General features: G+C 70.6%; 15 protein-coding genes. 8 read left to right on the forward strand and 7 right to left on the reverse strand.

Translation table 11 applies throughout. The features are described 5' to 3' along the window. Position 1: 1 nt before the first annotated feature. On the reverse strand, positions 2–799 hold the full coding sequence (ppgK, locus tag AB0N73_RS00755; protein ID WP_363559333.1) for a polyphosphate--glucose phosphotransferase: 798 nt from the start codon (positions 797–799) through the stop codon (positions 2–4). A 68-nt stretch (positions 800–867) separates the two neighbouring features. Between ppgK and AB0N73_RS00760 the strand changes: the two genes are divergently transcribed. From AB0N73_RS00760 to gdhA, 5 genes are all read left to right on the forward strand, one after another. Then, positions 868–1,059 carry an SPOR domain-containing protein gene (locus tag AB0N73_RS00760; protein ID WP_363559335.1) on the forward strand — a complete coding sequence of 64 codons (192 nt, stop codon included), beginning with the start codon at positions 868–870 and terminating at the stop codon, positions 1,057–1,059. 60 nt (positions 1,060–1,119) lie between these two features. Next, entirely contained in the window at positions 1,120–2,457 is a 1,338-nt protein-coding gene (locus AB0N73_RS00765; protein WP_363559337.1) for a glutamine synthetase family protein, read from the forward strand. 8 nt (positions 2,458–2,465) lie between these two features. Continuing rightward, complete coding sequence (locus AB0N73_RS00770; protein WP_363559339.1) at positions 2,466–5,465, forward strand: bifunctional [glutamine synthetase] adenylyltransferase/[glutamine synthetase]-adenylyl-L-tyrosine phosphorylase; 3,000 nt, start codon at positions 2,466–2,468, stop codon at positions 5,463–5,465. Next, positions 5,462–6,451: a DUF1731 domain-containing protein gene (locus tag AB0N73_RS00775; RefSeq protein WP_363559341.1), complete on the forward strand. Its 990-nt coding sequence runs from the start codon at positions 5,462–5,464 to the stop codon at positions 6,449–6,451. The genes AB0N73_RS00770 and AB0N73_RS00775 overlap by 4 nt, the downstream gene beginning before the upstream one ends. A 131-nt stretch (positions 6,452–6,582) precedes the next feature. Continuing rightward, positions 6,583–7,941, forward strand: a complete 1,359-nt coding sequence (gene gdhA, locus AB0N73_RS00780; protein WP_363559343.1) for an NADP-specific glutamate dehydrogenase — start codon at positions 6,583–6,585, stop codon at positions 7,939–7,941. Between the two features lie 18 nt (positions 7,942–7,959). Here gdhA and AB0N73_RS00785 read toward each other — a convergent pair whose 3' ends face one another. Further along, on the reverse strand, positions 7,960–8,361 hold the full coding sequence (locus AB0N73_RS00785) for an arsenate reductase ArsC (RefSeq protein WP_363559345.1): 402 nt from the start codon (positions 8,359–8,361) through the stop codon (positions 7,960–7,962). A gap of 235 nt (positions 8,362–8,596) precedes the next feature. Next, positions 8,597–10,021: a type I glutamate--ammonia ligase gene (glnA, locus tag AB0N73_RS00790; protein WP_363559347.1), complete on the reverse strand. Its 1,425-nt coding sequence runs from the start codon at positions 10,019–10,021 to the stop codon at positions 8,597–8,599. Between the two features lie 136 nt (positions 10,022–10,157). Here glnA and AB0N73_RS00795 point away from each other — a divergent pair, with 136 nt between their 5' ends. After that, positions 10,158–10,592: an RDD family protein gene (locus tag AB0N73_RS00795; RefSeq protein WP_363559349.1), complete on the forward strand. Its 435-nt coding sequence runs from the start codon at positions 10,158–10,160 to the stop codon at positions 10,590–10,592. 15 nt (positions 10,593–10,607) lie between these two features. Here the strand turns inward: AB0N73_RS00795 and AB0N73_RS00800 are convergent, their stop codons facing one another. Next, on the reverse strand, positions 10,608–11,318 hold the full coding sequence (locus AB0N73_RS00800; RefSeq protein ID WP_363559351.1) for a DUF4191 family protein: 711 nt from the start codon (positions 11,316–11,318) through the stop codon (positions 10,608–10,610). A 119-nt stretch (positions 11,319–11,437) separates the two neighbouring features. On the opposite strand from AB0N73_RS00800, the gene AB0N73_RS00805 reads away from it, so the two are divergent. After that, positions 11,438–12,715 (forward strand): hypothetical protein, encoded by a 1,278-nt coding sequence (locus tag AB0N73_RS00805; protein WP_363559353.1) that lies wholly within the window; start codon positions 11,438–11,440, stop codon positions 12,713–12,715. Between the two features lie 16 nt (positions 12,716–12,731). On the opposite strand, the gene sucB is transcribed toward AB0N73_RS00805, so the two are convergent. From sucB to AB0N73_RS00820, 3 genes are read right to left on the reverse strand one after another with little or no spacing between them, the layout of a single operon-like run. After that, on the reverse strand, positions 12,732–14,477 hold the full coding sequence (sucB, locus tag AB0N73_RS00810; RefSeq protein WP_363559355.1) for a 2-oxoglutarate dehydrogenase, E2 component, dihydrolipoamide succinyltransferase: 1,746 nt from the start codon (positions 14,475–14,477) through the stop codon (positions 12,732–12,734). Between the two features lie 55 nt (positions 14,478–14,532). Then, positions 14,533–15,906: a dihydrolipoyl dehydrogenase gene (lpdA, locus tag AB0N73_RS00815; RefSeq protein ID WP_363559357.1), complete on the reverse strand. Its 1,374-nt coding sequence runs from the start codon at positions 15,904–15,906 to the stop codon at positions 14,533–14,535. Further along, complete coding sequence (locus AB0N73_RS00820) at positions 15,903–17,357, reverse strand: leucyl aminopeptidase (RefSeq protein WP_363559359.1); 1,455 nt, start codon at positions 17,355–17,357, stop codon at positions 15,903–15,905. The genes lpdA and AB0N73_RS00820 overlap by 4 nt, the downstream gene beginning before the upstream one ends. Positions 17,358–17,440: 83 nt before the next feature. Between AB0N73_RS00820 and AB0N73_RS00825 the strand changes: the two genes are divergently transcribed. Next, on the forward strand, positions 17,441–18,370 hold the full coding sequence (locus tag AB0N73_RS00825; RefSeq protein WP_363559361.1) for a PAC2 family protein: 930 nt from the start codon (positions 17,441–17,443) through the stop codon (positions 18,368–18,370). Positions 18,371–18,408: the final 38 nt, after the last annotated feature.

An 18,408-nucleotide genomic window follows, 5' to 3' on the forward strand; every position in this document is an offset into this window, starting at 1 on the left:
ATCACTGACCGGTGACCGTCTGCTCGAGCTTCGGGGCGACGCCGATCGACAGCGCGGCGGCGCCGATGATGCCGGCGTTGTTGCGGTGGACGGCGGGCACGATGGGCGTGCGCAGATCCAGCAGGTGAAGGAACTTGTCGGCGTGCTTCGACACGCCGCCGCCGACGACGAACAGGTCGGGGCTGAAGAGGAACTCGACGTGGGAGTAGTACCACTGCAGCCGCTCGGCCCAGGCCTCCCACGACAGCTCGTCGCGCTCCATCGCCGAGTAGGCGGCATAGGCCTCGGCATCCTTGCCGTGCTTCGCGCGCTGCAGGTGGCCGAGCTCCGAGTTGGGGATGAGGGTGCCGTCGTAGATCATTGCCGACCCGATGCCGGTGCCGAGCGTCGTCAGGATGGTCAGGCCCTTGGCGTCCTTCGCAGCGCCGAAGCGCACCTCGGCGACGCCGGCCACATCCGCGTCGTTGGCGAAGTGGATGTCGCGGCCCAGGCCCTTCTCGAAGAACTCCTCTGCGGGGAAGTCGATCCACTTGTCCGAGACGTTCGCCGCCGACAGGGTGCGGCCGTTCTTCACGATCGCGGGGAACGCGACGCCGAGCGGGTAGTCGGAGTCGGCGACGCCCAGGGTGTCGAGCACCGTGCGGACCGCGGTGAGGACGTCGTCCGGCTTCGCTCCCGCCGGGGTCGAGACCTTGATCCGGTCGCTGATCAGCTCGCCGCGCTCGAGGTCGACGATTCCGCCTTTGATGCCCGTTCCGCCGATGTCGATGCCGACCGCGCGGGACTTCTCCGATGCCATGCCCTCAGCCTATCCAGGAGTTCACCTGCGATCAGTAGGATCGAAGCGACAGCGATGAGGAGTCTGCGGTGAGCGAAAACAGCGAGAAGTACTGGTACAACCTCAACACCGGCCAGGTGGAGCGGGGATTCGAGTCCCCGGTCATCGACCGCGCCGGCCCGTTCGACACCGCGGAAGAAGCGGCGAACGCCCCCGAGCTGATCAAACAGCGCTCTGCTGCGTGGGCTGAGGACGACGCCCGCGAAGACGAAGACGACTGAGCGCGACCCGCGCACCCCACACACCACCTGATCGGGCCGGGACGGCTCTGGAGGAACAGCATGGACAAGCAGCGGGACTTCGTACTGCGCACGATCGAGGAGCGCGGCGTCAAGTTCATCCGCCTCTGGTTCACCGATGTGATCGGCACGCTGAAGTCGGTCGCCATCGCGCCGGCCGAGGTCGAGGGCGCGTTCACCGAGGGCCTCGGGTTCGACGGATCGGCCATCGAGGGGCTGACGCGCTCGTTCGAGTCCGACCTGCTGGCCCACCCGGATCCCACGACGTTCCAGGTGCTGCCGTGGCGGGGCGAGATCGACCCGACCGCGCGCATGTTCTGCGACATCACGACGCCCGACGGTGAGCCCGCCGTGGCCGATCCCCGTCACGTCCTCAAGCGCACCCTCGCGAAGGCGTCGGATGCCGGGTTCACGTTCTACACGCACCCCGAGATCGAGTTCTACCTGCTGAAGTCGTCCACGTACGGCCCCGGCGGCCCCGAGCCGGTCGACTCGGCGGGCTACTTCGACAACGTCCCCGGTGGCACCGCGCACGACTTCCGTCGTCGTTCGGTGCGCATGCTCGAAGACCTCGGCATCTCGGTGGAGTACAGCCACCACGAGGGCGGCCCGGGCCAGAACGAGATCGACCTGCGCTACGCCGACGCCCTCGCGACGGCCGACAACATCATGACGTTCCGCACCGTGATCAAAGAGGTCGCGATCGAGCAGGGCGTCTACGCGACGTTCATGCCGAAGCCCCTCAGCGGACAGCCGGGCAGCGGCATGCACACGCACATGTCGCTCTTCGAGGGCGACCGCAACGCGTTCTACGAAGAGGGCGCGCAGTACCAGCTCTCGCAGGTGGGCCGTCAGTTCATCGCGGGCCTGCTGCGTCACGCCAACGAGATCTCGGCCGTGACCAACCAGTTCGTCAACTCCTACAAGCGCCTCTGGGGCGGGGATGAGGCCCCGAGCTTCATCAGCTGGGGTCACAACAACCGCTCCGCGCTCGTGCGGGTGCCGATGTACAAGCCCAACAAGGGCGGGTCGTCCCGTGTCGAGTACCGCGCGCTCGATTCCGCGGCGAACCCCTACCTGGCCTACGCGCTCATGCTCGCCGCCGGCCTCAAGGGCATCGAAGAGGGCTACGAGCTCCCCGCCGAGGCGGAGGACAACGTGTGGTCGCTGACCGACACCGAGCGTCGCGCTCTCGGCTACGCGCCGCTGCCGGCGAGCCTCGACCAGGCGCTGCAGTACATGGAGGACTCCGAGCTCGTCGCCGAGACGCTGGGTGAGCAGGTCTTCACCTACGTGCTGCTGAACAAGCGCAAGGAGTGGGCGGGCTACCGCTCGCAGGTCACGCCGTTCGAGCTGCAGAGCAACCTCGAGATGCTCTGATCCCGGCCATGGCCGGTACGGAACGTTCGTCGTGGCGGACGGATCTCGTGCGCCTCGGTCTCGGCGATGTGGATGCGGCCGAGACGCTCTTCGATGAGTTCGCACAGCTGCTCGGGGTCAGCCGGGCCGAGGTGACGGCCGACCTGCGGCGCGCGGCCGACCCCGATGCCGCGCTCCGCTCGCTCGCGCACATCGCCCGCCGGGATCCGGATGCGGCGCGCGCCGTGCTGCGCGACGATCGTGGCCGCGCCGCCGTGTGGGCGCTGCTGGGGGCGTCGGAGGGCTTCGGCGAGTTCTACCTGCGCCATCCCGAGGAACTCGCCGATCTGGTGACCGCGGGGGGTGCGCTGCCGACGGCATCCGAGATGCTCGCCGCGCTGCGCGACGCGGTCGGCGACGACGACGGCTTCGCCGCCACGGGGGATGAGACCGCGTGGGTCGCCCTGCGCGTGCGGTACCGGCGGCTGCTCGCCCGCATCGCCGCCTACGACCTGTTGGCGCCCGACGCCGTCGAGGTGCTCGCCGAGGTCGCGGCGGCGCTCGCGGATGCGGCAGGCGCCGCCCTCGAGGCCTCGCTCAGCGTGGCGCGCACCCGCATCTCGCAGGGCCGTCCGGGCGGGCTGTTCCCGCGGGAGCAGGTCGCCGCCACCCGTCTCGCCATCATCGGGATGGGCAAGACCGGCGCCCGCGAGCTGAACTACGTCAGCGACGTTGACGTGATCTTCGTGTGCGGAGCGACGGAGGAGGCCATCGAGGAGTCCGGCGAGAGCAGGTTCATCGACATCGCCACCCGGCTCGCGGTGCAGACGATGCAGGGCATCTCGAGCATCGAGATCGAGCCGCCCCTGTGGGAGGTCGACGCGAACCTGCGCCCCGAGGGCAAGCAGGGGGCGCTCGTGCGCACCCTGGACTCGCACCTGTCGTACTACGGCCGTTGGGCGAAGAGCTGGGAGTTTCAGGCGCTGCTGAAGGCTCGGCCGCTCGCGGGCGACCTGGCGCTCGGCGAGGAGTACGTCGCCGCCGTCCAGCCCAAGGTCTGGACGAGCGCGGCCCGGGAGAACTTCGTCGACAGCGTGCAGCGCATGCGCGAGCGCGTGACCGACCACATCCCGGCGCACGAGGTGCCGCTGCAGATCAAGCTGGGGCCGGGCGGCATCCGCGACATCGAGTTCACGGTGCAGCTGCTGCAGCTCGTGCACGGCCTGACCGACGACCGCATCCGCCAGCGCTCCACCCTCGACGCTTTGGACGCCCTCGTGGCGCAGGGCTACATTGGACGCGCCGAGGCGGCGGTCTTCGCCCGCGACTATCGGATCCTGCGGGTGCTCGAGCACCGCCTCCAGCTGCGCGGTCTCCGCCGCACGCACCTCATGCCCGAGAAGCCCGAGGAGCGGCGCATCATCGCGCGGGCGAGCGGCCTGGCCGAGAGCGGCCCCGCGGTCTGGGAGAAGTGGGAGAGCGTCAAGCGGGAGGTGCGCGACATCCACGTGCGCCTCTTCTACCGACCCCTGCTGTCGGCAGTCGCGTCGCTTCCGGAGGAGGAACGGAGCCTCTCGACGGCGCAGGCGCACGATCGTCTGGCCGCCATCGGGTTCGCCGACCCGGCCGGCGCGCTGCGGCACATCGCCGCGCTCACGAGCGGCATCAGCCGCAAGGCGACGATCCAACGCCACCTCATGCCCGTGATGATCCGGTGGTTCGCCGACGGGGTCGACCCCGACTACGGCCTGATCGCGTTCCGGCGCATCAGCGAGCGGCTGGGGGACACCCCGTGGTTCCTGCGCCTGCTGCGGGACTCGACGGCGGCGGCCGAGAGTCTCACCCGGGTGCTCTCCGGCTCGCGATACATCGGCGAGCTCATGGAGTGGATCCCCGAGGCGGCGGCCTGGCTCGACGACCTCGATCTCCTGCGCCCGCGTACCGGGCTCGCGCTGCAGACCGAGGCGCGGGCGATCCAGGCGCGCCACGGCAGCATCGAGTCGGCCATGCCCTTCGTGCGGTCGTTGCGGCGGCGTGAACTGCTGAGGACCGCCATGGCGGCCGTGCTCGGCGTGCTGACGATCGAGGAACTCGCCGACGCGCTCACCACGATCACCGACGTCACGATCCAGGCGACGCTCCGCGCGGTGCGCCGCGAAGTGGTGCCGCCCGAGGACGAGGCCCTCGACTTCTCGGTGATCGCCATGGGTCGCTTCGGCGGGCGCGAGCTCGGCTTCGGCTCCGACGCGGACGTGCTCTACGTCTACCGGGCCAACGGGATCGACCCCGAGCGCGCGAACGCGCTGTCGCTCAAGATCGTCCAAGGGCTCCGTGCCCACTCCGAAGACCACCGGGTGCCACTCGACCTCGATGCGGATCTCCGCCCCGAGGGGCGCACCGGTCCGCTCGTGCGATCGCTCGAGTCGTACGCCGAGTACTACGGGCGCTGGTCGCTGTCGTGGGAGGCGCAGGCGCTGCTGCGCGCACGGGGCGTCGCGGGCAGTATCAAGCTGATCGACGCCTTCACCGCGCTGGCCGATCGCGAGCGCTATCCCGAGCGCGCCGACCCCCAGGGGCTCCGCGAGATCCGCCGCATCAAGGCGCGCGTCGAGAGCGAGCGACTGCCGCAGGGCGCCGACCCGTCGCGTCACCTCAAGCTCGGGCCGGGCGGGCTCAGCGACGTCGAGTGGCTCGTGCAGCTGCTGCAGCTGCAGCACGCACACGACATCCCGGCGCTGCGCACCACCTCCACGACCGACGCGCTCACGACGCTCGGCGCCGAGGGGATCCTGCCCGCGGCCTCGGTGCCGCGTCTGGCGGATGCCTGGCGGCTGGCGAGCCGGCTGCGCTCGGCCAACACGCTCCTCTCGGCCCAGACGAGCGACGTCCTGCCCACCGACCGGCGAAAGCTGGAGGGCATCGGGCGTCTCCTCGAGTACCCGGAGGGCTCGGCGACGGCGGTCGAAGAGGACTGGATGCGGGTGTCGCGCGTCGCACGGCGCGTGTTCGAGAAGGAGTTCTACGGATGACGACACCGCTCGCCGAGCAGCAGCCCCTCGCCGTCGTGGCCGGCGCCGGGGGTTTCGTCGGCACCGCGCTCGTCGCGCACCTGCGTGAGCGCGGCTACACCGTGCGCACCATCGGGCGCACGGGCGACGCGGTGTGGGGAGAGGCCGACCGCATCCGCACCGCGCTCGAGGGCGCCGATCTGCTCGTCAATCTGGCCGGGAAGTCCGTCAACTGCCGCTACACGGATGCCCACCGTGACGAGGTGCTGCGCTCCCGCGTCGACACGACGAGAGAGCTCCGCGAGGCCATCGAAGCGGCTGACGCGCCGCCCCGTGTCTGGATGAACGCCTCCACCGCGACGATCTACCGTCACGCGATGGACCACCCGCAGACCGAGAGCACCGGAGAGCTGGGGCACGGGTTCTCGCCGGATGTCGCGCAGGAGTGGGAGCGCACGTTCTTCGCCGGCGAGCTCCCCGCCACCCGCCGGGTGGCACTCCGTATGGCGATCGTGCTCGGCGACGGCCCGGCGACAGGGCTGCTGCTGCGCCTCGCCCGGCTGGGACTCGGCGGCACCCAGTACGACGGACCCTGGTTCCCGCACCGCCGCTACCGGGGCATCGGCTCGCATCCGACCGGCGACGGCCGTGCGCCGGGGCGTCACACGCGCGGTGGCCAGATGTTCAGCTGGATCCACCTCGACGACGTCCTCGAGGCGATCGACTTCCTCGCGGACCGCGCCGACATCGCGGGCCCGGTGAACCTCGCCAGCCCCCATCCCGTCGGCAATCGCACGCTCATGCGCACGCTTCGCCGCGCGGTGGGGATGCCGATCGGGCTGCCGGCGGCGCGGTGGATGCTGGAGCCCGCCATGTGGGTGTTGCGCACCGAGCCCGAACTCGTGCTGAAGAGCCGGTGGGTGGTGCCCGAGACCCTCACGGCCGCCGGCTTCACCTTCCGCCATCCACTGCTGCGGGGCGCGGTGGCGGACATCGTGCGGGACTGAGCACGTCGTCCTCTGGGCGAGCCGTGCATCTCGGTCTTCCCGTGGCGAGGCTGCGGATCGATAGGGTGACATCGGCAGCCGTCTTCCCCTCACGCGCTGCGGCTCCTCTCCTCCGGCCAGAAAGCACCACAATGACCGAGACCCTCTCTGCCCTGCCCGCCCTCGTCAGCGACGTGTACTCCACCGTCGAGACGCGCAACCCCCACGAGCCGGAGTTCCTCCAGGCCGTCCACGAGGTCCTCGAGTCGATCGCGCCCGTGCTCGAACGGCATCCGCAGTTCGTCGACGGCGGCATCCTCGACCGGGTCGTCGAGCCTGAGCGTCAGATCCTCTTCCGGGTGCCGTGGGTCGACGATGCCGGTCGGTTGCAGGTGAACCGCGGCTTCCGGGTGCAGTTCTCGTCGGTGCTCGGGCCCTACAAAGGCGGTCTGCGGTTTCACCCGTCGGTGAACCTCTCGATCATCAAGTTCCTCGGATTCGAGCAGGTCTTCAAGAACGCGCTGACCGGCCAGGGCATCGGCGGCGCGAAGGGCGGCAGCGATTTCGAACCGCACGGGCGCTCGGACGCGGAGATCATGCGGTTCTGCCAGTCCTTCATGAACGAGCTCTATCGTCACCTGGGCGAGCACACCGACGTCCCCGCCGGTGACATCGGTGTCGGCGCTCGTGAGATCGGCTACCTCTTCGGGCAGTACCGGAAGATCACCAATCGCCACGAGTCCGGCATGTTCACCGGCAAGGGCGTGCAGTGGGGCGGCGCCGAAGTGCGCACGGAGGCCACCGGCTACGGGGCCGTCTTCTTCGCCGAAGAGATGTTGGGAGTCCGCGGCATATCTCTCGACGGTCTGCGCGTCGGCGTCTCGGGATCGGGCAACGTCGCCATCTACGCGATGGAGAAAGCCCGGCAGCTCGGCGCGATCCCGGTGACGGCGTCGGACTCCTCGGGGTACGTCGTGGACGACGACGGCATCGATGTCGATCTCCTGAAGCACCTGAAGGAGGTCGAACGCGCGCGGATCGCGGAGTACGCCGCGCGGCGTCCGTCGGCCCGTTTCGTGGAGGGCGCCCGCCCGTGGGAGGTGGCGGTGGACATCGCGATCCCCGCCGCGACGCAGAACGAGCTTGACGTCGACGACGCCGAAGCGCTCATCGCGAACGGCGTCCGTGCCGTATCGGAAGGCGCGAACATGCCCTCGACGCCCGGCGCCGTGGCCGCCTTCCAGCGCGCCGGCGTGCTGTTCGGGCCCGGCAAGGCCGCCAACGCGGGCGGCGTCGCGACGTCGGCCCTCGAGATGAGCCAGAACGCCTCGCGCCAGAAGTGGAGCTTCGACGACAGCGAATCCCGCCTCCGCTCCATCATGAAGAGCGTCCACGACGCGGCGTTCGACGCATCCGAGCGGTACGGACGACCCGGCGACTACGTGATCGGTGCGAACTCCGCCGGTTTCGAACGCGTCGCGCACGCGATGCTCGCGCAGGGGGTCATCTGAGGCGGGTTCCGCAGCACCTCAGGCCGGTGACAGCCCGGCGATGAGTCGTTCGACGCGCCCCTTGATGTCGTCGCGGATCGTCCGGACGGCCTCGATGCCCTGACCGGCAGGATCGGCCAGCTCCCAGTCCTCGTAGCGCTTGCCGGGGAAGACGGGGCAGGCGTCGCCGCATCCCATCGTGACCACGACATCCGAGGCGCGGACGTCGTCGACGCTCAGGAGCGTCGGTGTGCGGGCGGTGATGTCGATGCCCTCCTCGCGCATGGCCTCGACCGCGACCTGGTTGACGCTCTCGGCCGGCGCGGAGCCGGCCGAACGCACATCGATGCGCTCGCCCGCGAGGTGCTGGAGGTAGCCGGCGGCCATCTGCGACCGGCCCGCGTTGTGCACGCAGACGAAGAGGACGGTGGGGCGGGTCATGGCTATGCTCCTGGGTGTCGGATCGATCAGCGTGCGGCGCGCACACGCGGTGCCCGAGAGGCGGGTGACGCGCTGGCTCAGCCACCGACCCGGGCGGGTTGCGGGGTTACCTCAATGATCATTGAGATAGTCGCCGCGCGTCAACGGGGAAGACCGGGGATGGCGGCGTCACCCCTGCCGCGAACGCGGAAGGGCCCTCCGCGCCGGAACGCGGAGGGCCCTTCGTGAGCGTGGGTCAGACGCCGAAGTACAGCTCGTACTCGAACGGGTGCGGCCGCTGAGCGATCGGCTGGATCTCGTTCTCGATCTTGTACTCGATCCAGGTCTCGATGAGCTCCTCGGTGAAGACGCCACCGGCGAGCAGGAACTCGTGGTCGGCGCGCAGCGCCTCGAGCGAGTCGAGCAGCGAGTTGGGAACCTGCGGGATGTTCTTCGCCTCCTCGGGGGGAAGCTCGTACAGGTCCTTGTCGACGGGCTCGTGCGGCTCGATGCGGTTCTTGATGCCGTCGAGGCCGGCCATGAGCTGGGCGGCGAACGCGAGGTACGGGTTGCCCGAGGCGTCGGGCGCACGGAACTCGATGCGCTTGGCCTTGGGGTTCGAGCCCGTGATCGGGATGCGGATGGCCGCGGAGCGGTTACCGGCCGAGTACACCAGGTTGACCGGAGCCTCGAAGCCCTTCACCAGGCGGTGGTAGCTGTTGAGGGTCGGGTTGGTGAACGCGAGGACGGCGGGCGCGTGCGCCAGCAGGCCACCGATGTACCAGCGAGCGACGTCGGACAGGCCGCCGTAGCCCTTCTCGTCGTAGAACAGCGGCTTGCCGTCGCGCCAGAGCGACTGGTGCGTGTGCATGCCGGAGCCGTTGTCGCCGAACAGCGGCTTGGGCATGAAGGTCGCGACCTTGCCCCACTCTTCTGCCGTGTTCTTGACGATGTACTTGAACTTCAGGATGTCGTCGGCCGAGTGCACCATCGTGTCGAAGCGATAGTTGATCTCGGCCTGACCGCCCGTGCCCACCTCGTGGTGAGCGCGCTCGAGGATGAGGCCCGCCTCGATCAGCTTGAGGCTGATGTCGTCGCGCAGGTCAGCCTGCTTGTCGACGGGGGAGACGGGGAAGTAACCGCCCTTGTACGGGGTCTTGTTGGCGAGGTTGCCGCCCTCTTCGACGCGACCGGTGTTCCAGGCGCCCTCCTCGGAGTCGACGAAGTAGAAGCTCTGGTTCTGCTTCACGTCGTAGCGCACGTCGTCGAAGATGTAGAACTCGGCCTCGGGGGCGAAGAACGCGGTGTCGGCGATGCCGGTGGAGGCGAGGTACTTCTCGGCCTTCTTCGCGACCTGGCGGGGGTCCTTCGAGTAGATCTCGCCGTTGCGCGGGTTGTAGATGTCGAACACCATCACGAGGGTCTTGGCCTCGCGGAACGGGTCGAGGTACGCCGTGGAGACATCCGGGATGAGCTGCATGTCGGACTCGTGGATGTTCGCGAACCCTCGGATCGAGGAGCCGTCGAACAGCTGGCCGACCGTGAAGAACTCCTCGTCGACGGTGGCTGCGGGAATGTTGAAGTGCTGCTGCACACCAGGAAGATCCGTGAAACGGATGTCGAGGAACTTGACGTCCTCGTCCTTGATGAACTTGAGCACCTCGGATGAATCACTGAACATGGAGACTCCAGAGGTAGGGCATTTCGGGAAGTTCCGCCCGCCATGGCGGGCTGCCTCGACGCTATCGAGAAGGCATTGCTCGCCAGTGTCTCATATGTTTCCGGCATGTTACGGCTGCCGGATTAGGCTGGAACCCATGCCCGACGCTCTCGCAGAGAACACCTACCCCGGCGAGCGGCGGGGTCTTCCCCGGTCCGGACGAGGATCCATCGCCCGCGTCGGACGCCGGCTGTCGGCGCTGCTCATCGACTGGGTGTGCGCCACGATCATCGCGATCGCGTTCCTGAGCTACGACCCCTGGGCACTGCCGGGCGAGGCGGGTCTCAGCACCTTCGCGCCCATGCTCGTGTTCGCCCTCGTGCAGATCCTCTTCATCCCGCTGATCGGCGGAAGCCCGGGGCAGCGCATCGTCGGGATGCGGCTCGTGCTGCTCCACGGCGGCTGGGTCGGGCTGTGGCGCCCGATCGTGCGCACCGTGCTGCTGCTGCTCGTCATCCCCGCGGTCGTGTGGGACAGCGACCAGCGGGGCCTGCACGACCAAGCAGCCGGAACCGTCCTGCTGCGCGCCTGAGCGCGCGGAGCAGACTCAGCGCGGACGCTGGGGACGCACGCGCGAGGGGTCGACGCCCTTCGGGATGGGCAGCGACGACAGCGACTGCGAGACCGAGTCGATCCGCTTGATCACGGCGGCCATCGTGGTGCGGTCGATCTTCTTCGGCAGGGCCTTGATGGTCGACGCGAGCTTGGCGATCGTGACCTCGTCCTCGCCGTGGCCGATGTACAGGACCGTGACGGGGACACCGGCGGCCACGCGCTGCACCTTGGCGCGCTCGTCCCCGACCAGACGCGTGAGGCGCCCGCGGGCTCCTTCACCGACGATCACGACACCGCCGCGACCGATCGCGCGGTAGACGGCCTCCTGCGTGCGCGGGTTGACGCCCACCGGCATGTCGCTCGCGCGCCAGCGGCGGCCGAGGGAGGAGGACATGACGTGTCCGGCCGCGCCGGGCATGCCGTCGATCTTCTTGTACATCGCGGTGGTCGACAGGCGCGTCATCGTCATGAGCGACGCGAGGATGCCGAGCATGAGGCCCGTGACGCCCCAGAGGATGATGCTCCAGACGGCGGCGGGCGGGATCAGGAATCCGATGCCGACGCCCACGCCGATGCCGGCGATGAGGATGCCGACGAGCGCATAGGGCAACCAGGCGTACGCCTCTTTGGTGAAGCGGAAGAGCGTCTTCAGCTGGGAGAAGAAACCTGGGCGCTTTTCGGGCGCGGAACTGCGGGCTGCCATAGGTCAAGACTACCGTCGAGCGGCCCGCCTCTCCTCCCCACCCGCGCCGGCGGTGCCGGTCGTCCCCGCCGGGCGTGCTCACGCCCCGGGGCGGCGCGGGCGAGGCGCAGGATGCGGAGATGCCCACGCCCGCCGCCGCTCCCACGCTCGACGCGATCGCCCCCGACGTCCTCCGCACCGCACGGGAGGGCACGGCGCCCTTCGCCGGCGAGGTGGTGATGCATCGGGGCCAGCCGGTGCTCGCCGTTCCGAGCGGCGACGTGACGGGCACCGGACTCTGGTCGGCCGACGGCGAGCACGTGCTGCAACCGCTCGATGTCGCCCTGACGGACGCCGGCGTGCGCGTACTCCTGCCGCTCTGCGCGCAGGAGCTGGGGGACCTCGCCCGCCGCCGCGATGCGGCTGACGCCCCCTTCGACCCGGGCGAAGTGGTCACGCTGGCGGTGAGCGTGCTGCGGGGCACCGTCGCCGAGGCCTCACAGCATCCCGGAGACGAGTGCGCCGGACGATGGTGGCTCGATGAGGCGGGACGACCGCTGTTCGTGCATACCGGGTCGGGAGACGGCGCGGTGGCGGCCGGTGTCTCGGCGATCCGGATGCTGCGGGCCTCCGCCGACCAACCCCGGCTGGTGGCCGCCCTCGACGACGCCATCGTGTGTCTCGGCGACGACGAACGCCGCGCCTCAGCGGCGGCGGGCGTCGAGGACGCGCTGTTCGGCGTCGCCGCGCCGTGCGCGGTCGCGACGGAGGTGCTCTCGCGCCGTGCCGCGACGGTGTCTCTCGACGCGGCGGAGAGCGCGGCCCCACCCGAACCGCGCCTCTGGGAACGGCTCGTCGGTGCATGGGACGCCCCCATCGCGGGGCTCGTGGCCTCGACGGCGTCCGCGCTCCGTCCTCGTCGCCGGCCGCGAGGCGAACGGCGCTCCGCCGGGGGATCGCGGCGCGGGATGCTGCTGCTGGCCGCCGGCTGTGCGGCGCTGGTCATGGCGATCGGCCTGCTCTGGCCCGCTGACGAGGAACCCGACGCGGCGCAGACCGGCGTGCCGACCGCGCCGGCGAGCGGTGTCGATGCGCCGACGGCAGGGGCGGATGCTGCGGGCCAGGCTGTCGCGTCGCCCGATCTCGCGACGCGGGCGACCGAGCTCTTGGGGGCATGGCGGAGCTGCGCCGACGACGCCTGTCGGTACGCGCTGCAGGAGGCCCCGGCGGCGTTGGCCACCACGGGGGCGGCGATGAGCCCCTCGCCGACGGTGACCCTGCTCGACGACTTCGGCGGTCTGGCCACCCTGCGGGTCGAGGATCCGACCGGTGCGGCGGGCGCTCAGATCGTCTCGATCGTCCGTCAGAACGAGAAATGGGTGCTGCGCGGCATCAACGATGTCGCGCAGCACCCATGAGGTGACTCGCTGCGGGTCAGATCCCGAGATCGGCGGCGAAGTCGGCGGCCTCCAGGCGCGTCTTCATCGCCGACAGGAACCGAGCCGCATCCGCACCGTCGACGACACGGTGATCGTACGACAGCGCGAGGTACACGTAGGAACGCACGGAGATCGCGTCCTTGCCGTCGACCGTGACCACGCCGGGGCGCTTCACGACCGTGCCGGTGCCGAGGATCGCCGACTGCGGCAGGAACACGACGGGCGTGTCGAACAGCGCACCGCGCGAACCGGTGTTGGTCACCGTGAAGGTGCCACCGGCGAGCTCGTCGGGCTTCAGCTTGTTGTCGCGGGTACGGGCAGCCAGGTCGGCGATCTCGTGAGCGATCTCGGCCAGGTTCTTGTCGCCCGCGTCGCGCAGTACCGGCGTGAGCAGGCCCCGCTCGGTGTCGACGGCGATCGACACGTTCTCGGACGCCGGGTAGACGATCTGCTCGCCGTCGACGGTCGAGTTGATGACGGGGAACGCCTTCAGCGCCTCGGCGGCGGTTAGGACGAAGAACGGCAGGAAGGACAGCTTGTCGCCGGTCTTCTGCTGGAACTCGCTCTTCACGCCGTCGCGGAAGTTGGCGACCTTGGTCACATCGACCTCGACGACCGTCGTCAGCTGCGCCGTCGACTGCATCGACTCGACGGCACGCTTGGCGAGCACCTTGCGCAGACGCGACATCGGCTGCGTCGTGCCGCGCAGGTCGGAGACCTCGAGCGGCGCCTTCGCGGCGGGCGCGGCTGCGGCGGCGGCCGGCTGAGCCGATGCCTTCTCCGCGGCCTGCAGGACGTCTTCCTTGCGGATGCGTCCGCCGACACCGGAGCCGGTCACCGTGGCGAGGTCCACACCCTGCTGGGCGGCGAGGCGACGCACGAGCGGCGTGACGTATCCGACACCCTCGTCGCCGCTGTCCGCGGCGGGGGCGGCGGGGGCGGCGGGAGCCGCCGGAGCGGGGGCGGCAGCCGGGGCGGGGGCCGCTGCGGGCTTCGCCTCGGGAGCAGGAGCGGCGGCCGCGGGGGCCTCCGCCTCTTCGACCTCGACGGGCTTCTCGGTCGAGGGCGCCTCGGGGGCGGCCTCGGCGGGAGCGGCCTGAGCGGGCTCGGCGGCCGGAGCGGGTGCGCCGTCTCCGACGCGGGCCAGCGCTGCGCCGACCTCGACGGTCTCGTCCTCCTGGACGAGGATCTCCTGCAGCACGCCGGCGAACGGCGACGGGATCTCGGTGTCGACCTTGTCGGTCGAGATCTCGAGCAGGGGCTCGTCGACGGCCACGTCGTCTCCGACGCTCTTCAGCCAGCGGGTGACGGTGCCCTCGGTGACGCTCTCGCCCAACTCGGGGAGGACGACATCGCGGCCACCACCGGATGCGGCGGGCGCGGCAGGCTCGGCCGGTGCCGGCTCGGCGGCGGGGGCCTCGGCGGCTGCCGGGGCGGGCTGCTCGGCGGCGGGGGCTTCGGGCTCCTCGGCGGCGGGCGCCGCAGCGGGCTCGGACGCGCCGGATCCGTCACCGATCTTCGCCAGGACGGCGCCGACCTCGACGGTGTCGTCCTCCTGGAAGAAAATCTCCTCGATCACGCCGGTGACGGGGGAGGGGATCTCGGTGTCGACCTTGTCGGTCGAGATCTCGAGCAGACCCTCGTCCGCCTGGACCGTGTCGCCGACGTTCTTGAGCCAGCGGGTGACGGTGCCCTCGGTGACGCTCTCCCCGAGTGCGGGGAGGACCACGGAAGTGCTCATAGGATTTGCTCCTTCTAATGCGATGTCGATGTCTAGCTTAGTGATGCCGAGGTCGTCACAGGACGTGCAGCGGCTTACCGGCGAGAGCGAGGAACGCTTCGCCGAGGGCTTCGCTCTGCGTGGGGTGCGCAGAGAGGTAGGGCGCGATGTCTTCGGGGTGGGCTTCCCATCCCACGACGAGCTGGGCCGAGGCGATCAACTCGCCGACCCGCGGTCCGGCCAGGTGCACGCCGATGACCGGGCCGTCCACGCGGCGGATGACGCGGGCGATGCCGCCGCCGCCGAGGATCTCGGAGCGCGCGTTGCCGGCCAGGTTGTAGTCGACGACGCGGATGGCGTCGGCGCCGTGCCGTTCTTCGGCCTGCGCGCGGGTGAGCCCCACCGCGGCCAGTTCGGGCGACGTGTAGACGATGCGGGGCACGACCTCGTCCGGGACGACGACAGGCGACTGGCCTGCGATCCGCTCGGCGACCGCGATGCCGTGCTGGAACCCGCGGTGCGCGAGCTGGGGCCCGGCGACCACGTCGCCCACCGCCCAGATGCCGGGCACCGAGGTGCGCAGCTCGGGATCGGTCACCACGAAGCCGCGGTCGAGTGCGACACCGGCCTCTTCGAGACCCAGCCCGGCGGTCGACGGGGCGCGTCCCACGGCGACCAGCAGGTAGTCGCCGGCGACGGTCGTGCCGTCCGCGAGTTCCAGCCGAACGCCGTCCGCATCCTGTTCGACGGCACGGAAGGGCGAGCCCAGCCGGGTCTCGATGCCGCGCTTGCGGAAGGCCCGGGCGAGCTGGGAGCGGAGGATCTCGTCCTCGGCGGGCACGAGCTCGGAGGCCGCCTCGACGACGACGACCTCGGCGCCGAGGGAGCGCCACAGGCTGGCGAACTCGACACCGATCACGCCGCCGCCGAGGACGACGACGCGCGACGGGATCTCGTCCAGGGCGAGCGCCTCCTCGCTCGAGAGGATGCGGCCGCCGATGTCGATGCCCGGCAGTGTGCGGGTGTGCGCGCCGGTCGCGATCACGATGTCGGCCGCGGTGATGCGGTCATCGCCCACCGCCACCTCGCCGGGGCCGACGATCCGGCCGGTGCCGGCCAGGATCTCGATGCCGCGGGCACGGAGGAGACCCTGGAGCCCCTTGTACTTCTTGGCCACGAGGTCGGTGCGGAACGCGTGCATCGCCGGGACGTCGATGCCCTCCAGCGAGGCGGTGACGCCGAGGCCCGCCGCGTCGCGCACGGCGTCCGCGGTCTCGCCCACGTGCAGGAGCGCCTTTGTCGGCACGCAGCCGCGGTGCAGGCACGTGCCGCCGACCTTGTCGCTCTCGACGACGATCACACGCCGCCCGAGCTCGGAGGCGCGGATCGCCGCGGCGTATCCGCCGCTCCCGCCTCCGACGATGACGACGTCCGCCGTGTGCACGGTCATCGTGCCGAACCGACCACGAGCTCCAGAAGGCTCCGCACCGTCGCCGCCGTCGGTCCCTTGTCGGTGTAGCCGAAGGCCGCGCCCTTGTTCATGCCGACGCCGGCGATGTCGAGGTGCACCCAGGGGATCCGGGGCGAGTCGGCGCCGTCCGTGCGTCCGACGAATCGCTGCAGGAAGAGCCCCGCGAACAGCGAGCCGCCCGCCGGATCGCCGATCTTGGCGTTGACCATGTCGGCGATGGGGGAGTCGAGGTCGTCCTCCATGTGCGCCGGCAGCGGGAGGCGCCACGCGGGCTCCGCGGCACGCTCGGCGGCGGCCAGGTACTCGGCGACGGCGTCGTCGGACCCCATGACGCCGGTGTGGCGGTTGCCGAGCGCCACCGTGATGGCACCGGTGAGGGTGGCCACGTCGATGATCAGGTCGGGGTTCTCGCGGCTGGCGGCGACCAGCCCGTCGCCGAGGACGAGGCGCCCTTCGGCGTCGGTGTTGAGCACCTCGACGGTGGTGCCGTCGAGCATCCGGAGAACATCGCCCGGGCGCGTCGCGCGACCGGAGGGCATGTTGTCGGCGATGCACAGCCACGCGGTGACGTGCACGGGGGCTGCCAGCTCGGCCGCGCCGCGCAGCACGGCGAGCGCCGTGGCCGCGCCGCACATGTCGTACTTCATGCCGACCATGGATGCCGCCGGCTTGAGCGACAGGCCGCCGGTGTCGAACGTGATGCCCTTGCCCACGAGCGCGATGTGGCGCGTCGCTCCGGCGGGCGCGTAGTCGAGACGCACGAGACGCGGCGGGCGGTCGGAGCCCTGACCGACGCCGATGATGCCGCCGAAGCCCTCGTCCTTCAGCCGGACCTCGTCGTAGACCTCGACGGTGACGGGGAGATCGGCGACCAGAGCGGTTGCGCGCTCGGCGAAATCGGCGGGCCCCAGCCACTCGGCGGGGATCGAGACGAGGTCCTTCACGACGGCGGCGGCGGATGCCGAGGCGACGGCGGCCGCCAGGTCGGCGTCGGTCCCCTCGGCGTGCACGATGACGGTCGCGGCACGGTGCTTGACCGCGGCGCTCTTGTATCCCTCGAACCGGTAGCCGCCGAGCCCGGCGCCCTCGGCGAGGGCGCGGGCGCCCGTGGCACCGGGGGCGGCGAGGGCCACCGTCTTGAAACCGGTCAGCGTGCGGATGCCGGCGCCCGCGGCGGCGCGGAGCGCGGCCTCGTCGGGAGCGGCGCCGGTGCCGACGACGGCCGTCGGCAGCTCGACACCGGGAAGGAGCACCCGCTGGAACGAACCGGCGGCCCCCGCGAATCCGACCGCACGCAGGGCGTCGCGCGCGGGCGACCACTCGGGCTGATCGAAGAGGGGATCATCCAACGGGGGCAGCGCGAGCAGGACGGCGTCCGCCGTCGTCTCGGAGAAGGGGATCGGGCTGAACTGAAGATCCGGGAACGGCATGTCTCCATCCTACGGACGGCTCCGGTGTCATCGGGGGACGTGCAACGGAGCCGGGTGGGTGGTACGGCTCGTACCATGGAGCCATGTCCTGGAACCCGCCGCTCTCCGCGCCCGCCGCTGACGCTCCCGCGGTTCCTGCCGGGCTGCCGCTCGTGGTCCTGCTCACCGGATTCACCGATGCGGGCTCCGCGGTGGCGCAGTCCATCGGCTACCTGCGCGACGAGTCCGACCCGATCACGCTCCGGCGCTTCGAGAACGACGTCCTCCTCGACTACCGCGCCCGCCGCCCGCAGATCTCGTTCGACACCGACCACCTGACGGACTACCGCCCGGCGCGGCTCGAGCTGTCGCTGGCCCACGACGCGCTCGGGCAGCCGTTCCTGCTCCTCGCGGGCTACGAGCCGGACTTCGCGTGGGACGCGTTCATCGCCGAGGTGCTGGCCGCCGCCGAGGCCGCGGCGGTCGCCACGGTCACCTGGGTGCACGCGATCGGCATGCCCGTCCCGCACACGCGGCCCTTCGGCGCCACGGTCTCGGGCACCCGTCCCGCCCTCACCGAGGCGCACTCGGTGTGGAAGCCGCACACCACCGTGCCCGCGACGGTCGGTCACCTTCTGGAGTACCGGCTTGCCGAGACGGGACGCGCCGTCGCCGGTTTCGTGCTGCTCGTGCCGCACTACCTGGCCGACACCGAGTACCCGGCATCCGCCATCGCCGCGCTCGACAGCATCACGGCGGCCACGGGTCTCGTGTTCGAGGTCGACGAGCTCCGCGAGCAGAACGAGGACTACCTGACGAAGGTGCGCGAGCAGATCGCCGGCAGTGACGACCTCACCGCCATGCTGCAGAACCTCGAAGAGCGATACGACGCGTACATGGCCGGGGCGACCAACGCCTCGCCGCTCATCCACGAGGGGGATCTGCCGAGCGCCGACGAGATCGCCGCCGAGCTGGAGCGCTTCCTCGCGGCCGGACCGCACGAGGACGACCCGCGCAGCCCCGGCTTCGGCTGAGTCGAGGGAATGCAGGGGGTCTTTCCGGCGTTTCATCA

This window comes from Microbacterium sp. NPDC089189 (assembly GCF_040685095.1).
Classification (GTDB): domain Bacteria; phylum Actinomycetota; class Actinomycetes; order Actinomycetales; family Microbacteriaceae; genus Microbacterium.

What these genes read in the sequence shown, in the direction of transcription:
- ppgK (WP_363559333.1), bottom strand. Translation starts at nt 799, where the DNA reads ATGGCATCGGAGAAGTCCCGCGCGGTCGGCATCGACATCGGCGGAACG.
- AB0N73_RS00765 (WP_363559337.1), top strand. Translation starts at nt 1,120, where the DNA reads ATGGACAAGCAGCGGGACTTCGTACTGCGCACGATCGAGGAGCGCGGC.
- AB0N73_RS00770 (WP_363559339.1), top strand. Translation starts at nt 2,466, where the DNA reads ATGGCCGGTACGGAACGTTCGTCGTGGCGGACGGATCTCGTGCGCCTC.
- AB0N73_RS00775 (WP_363559341.1), top strand. Translation starts at nt 5,462, where the DNA reads ATGACGACACCGCTCGCCGAGCAGCAGCCCCTCGCCGTCGTGGCCGGC.
- gdhA (WP_363559343.1), top strand. Translation starts at nt 6,583, where the DNA reads ATGACCGAGACCCTCTCTGCCCTGCCCGCCCTCGTCAGCGACGTGTAC.
- AB0N73_RS00785 (WP_363559345.1), bottom strand. Translation starts at nt 8,361, where the DNA reads ATGACCCGCCCCACCGTCCTCTTCGTCTGCGTGCACAACGCGGGCCGG.
- glnA (WP_363559347.1), bottom strand. Translation starts at nt 10,021, where the DNA reads ATGTTCAGTGATTCATCCGAGGTGCTCAAGTTCATCAAGGACGAGGAC.
- AB0N73_RS00795 (WP_363559349.1), top strand. Translation starts at nt 10,158, where the DNA reads ATGCCCGACGCTCTCGCAGAGAACACCTACCCCGGCGAGCGGCGGGGT.
- AB0N73_RS00800 (WP_363559351.1), bottom strand. Translation starts at nt 11,318, where the DNA reads ATGGCAGCCCGCAGTTCCGCGCCCGAAAAGCGCCCAGGTTTCTTCTCC.
- AB0N73_RS00805 (WP_363559353.1), top strand. Translation starts at nt 11,438, where the DNA reads ATGCCCACGCCCGCCGCCGCTCCCACGCTCGACGCGATCGCCCCCGAC.
- sucB (WP_363559355.1), bottom strand. Translation starts at nt 14,477, where the DNA reads ATGAGCACTTCCGTGGTCCTCCCCGCACTCGGGGAGAGCGTCACCGAG.
- lpdA (WP_363559357.1), bottom strand. Translation starts at nt 15,906, where the DNA reads ATGACCGTGCACACGGCGGACGTCGTCATCGTCGGAGGCGGGAGCGGC.
- AB0N73_RS00820 (WP_363559359.1), bottom strand. Translation starts at nt 17,357, where the DNA reads ATGCCGTTCCCGGATCTTCAGTTCAGCCCGATCCCCTTCTCCGAGACG.
- AB0N73_RS00825 (WP_363559361.1), top strand. Translation starts at nt 17,441, where the DNA reads ATGTCCTGGAACCCGCCGCTCTCCGCGCCCGCCGCTGACGCTCCCGCG.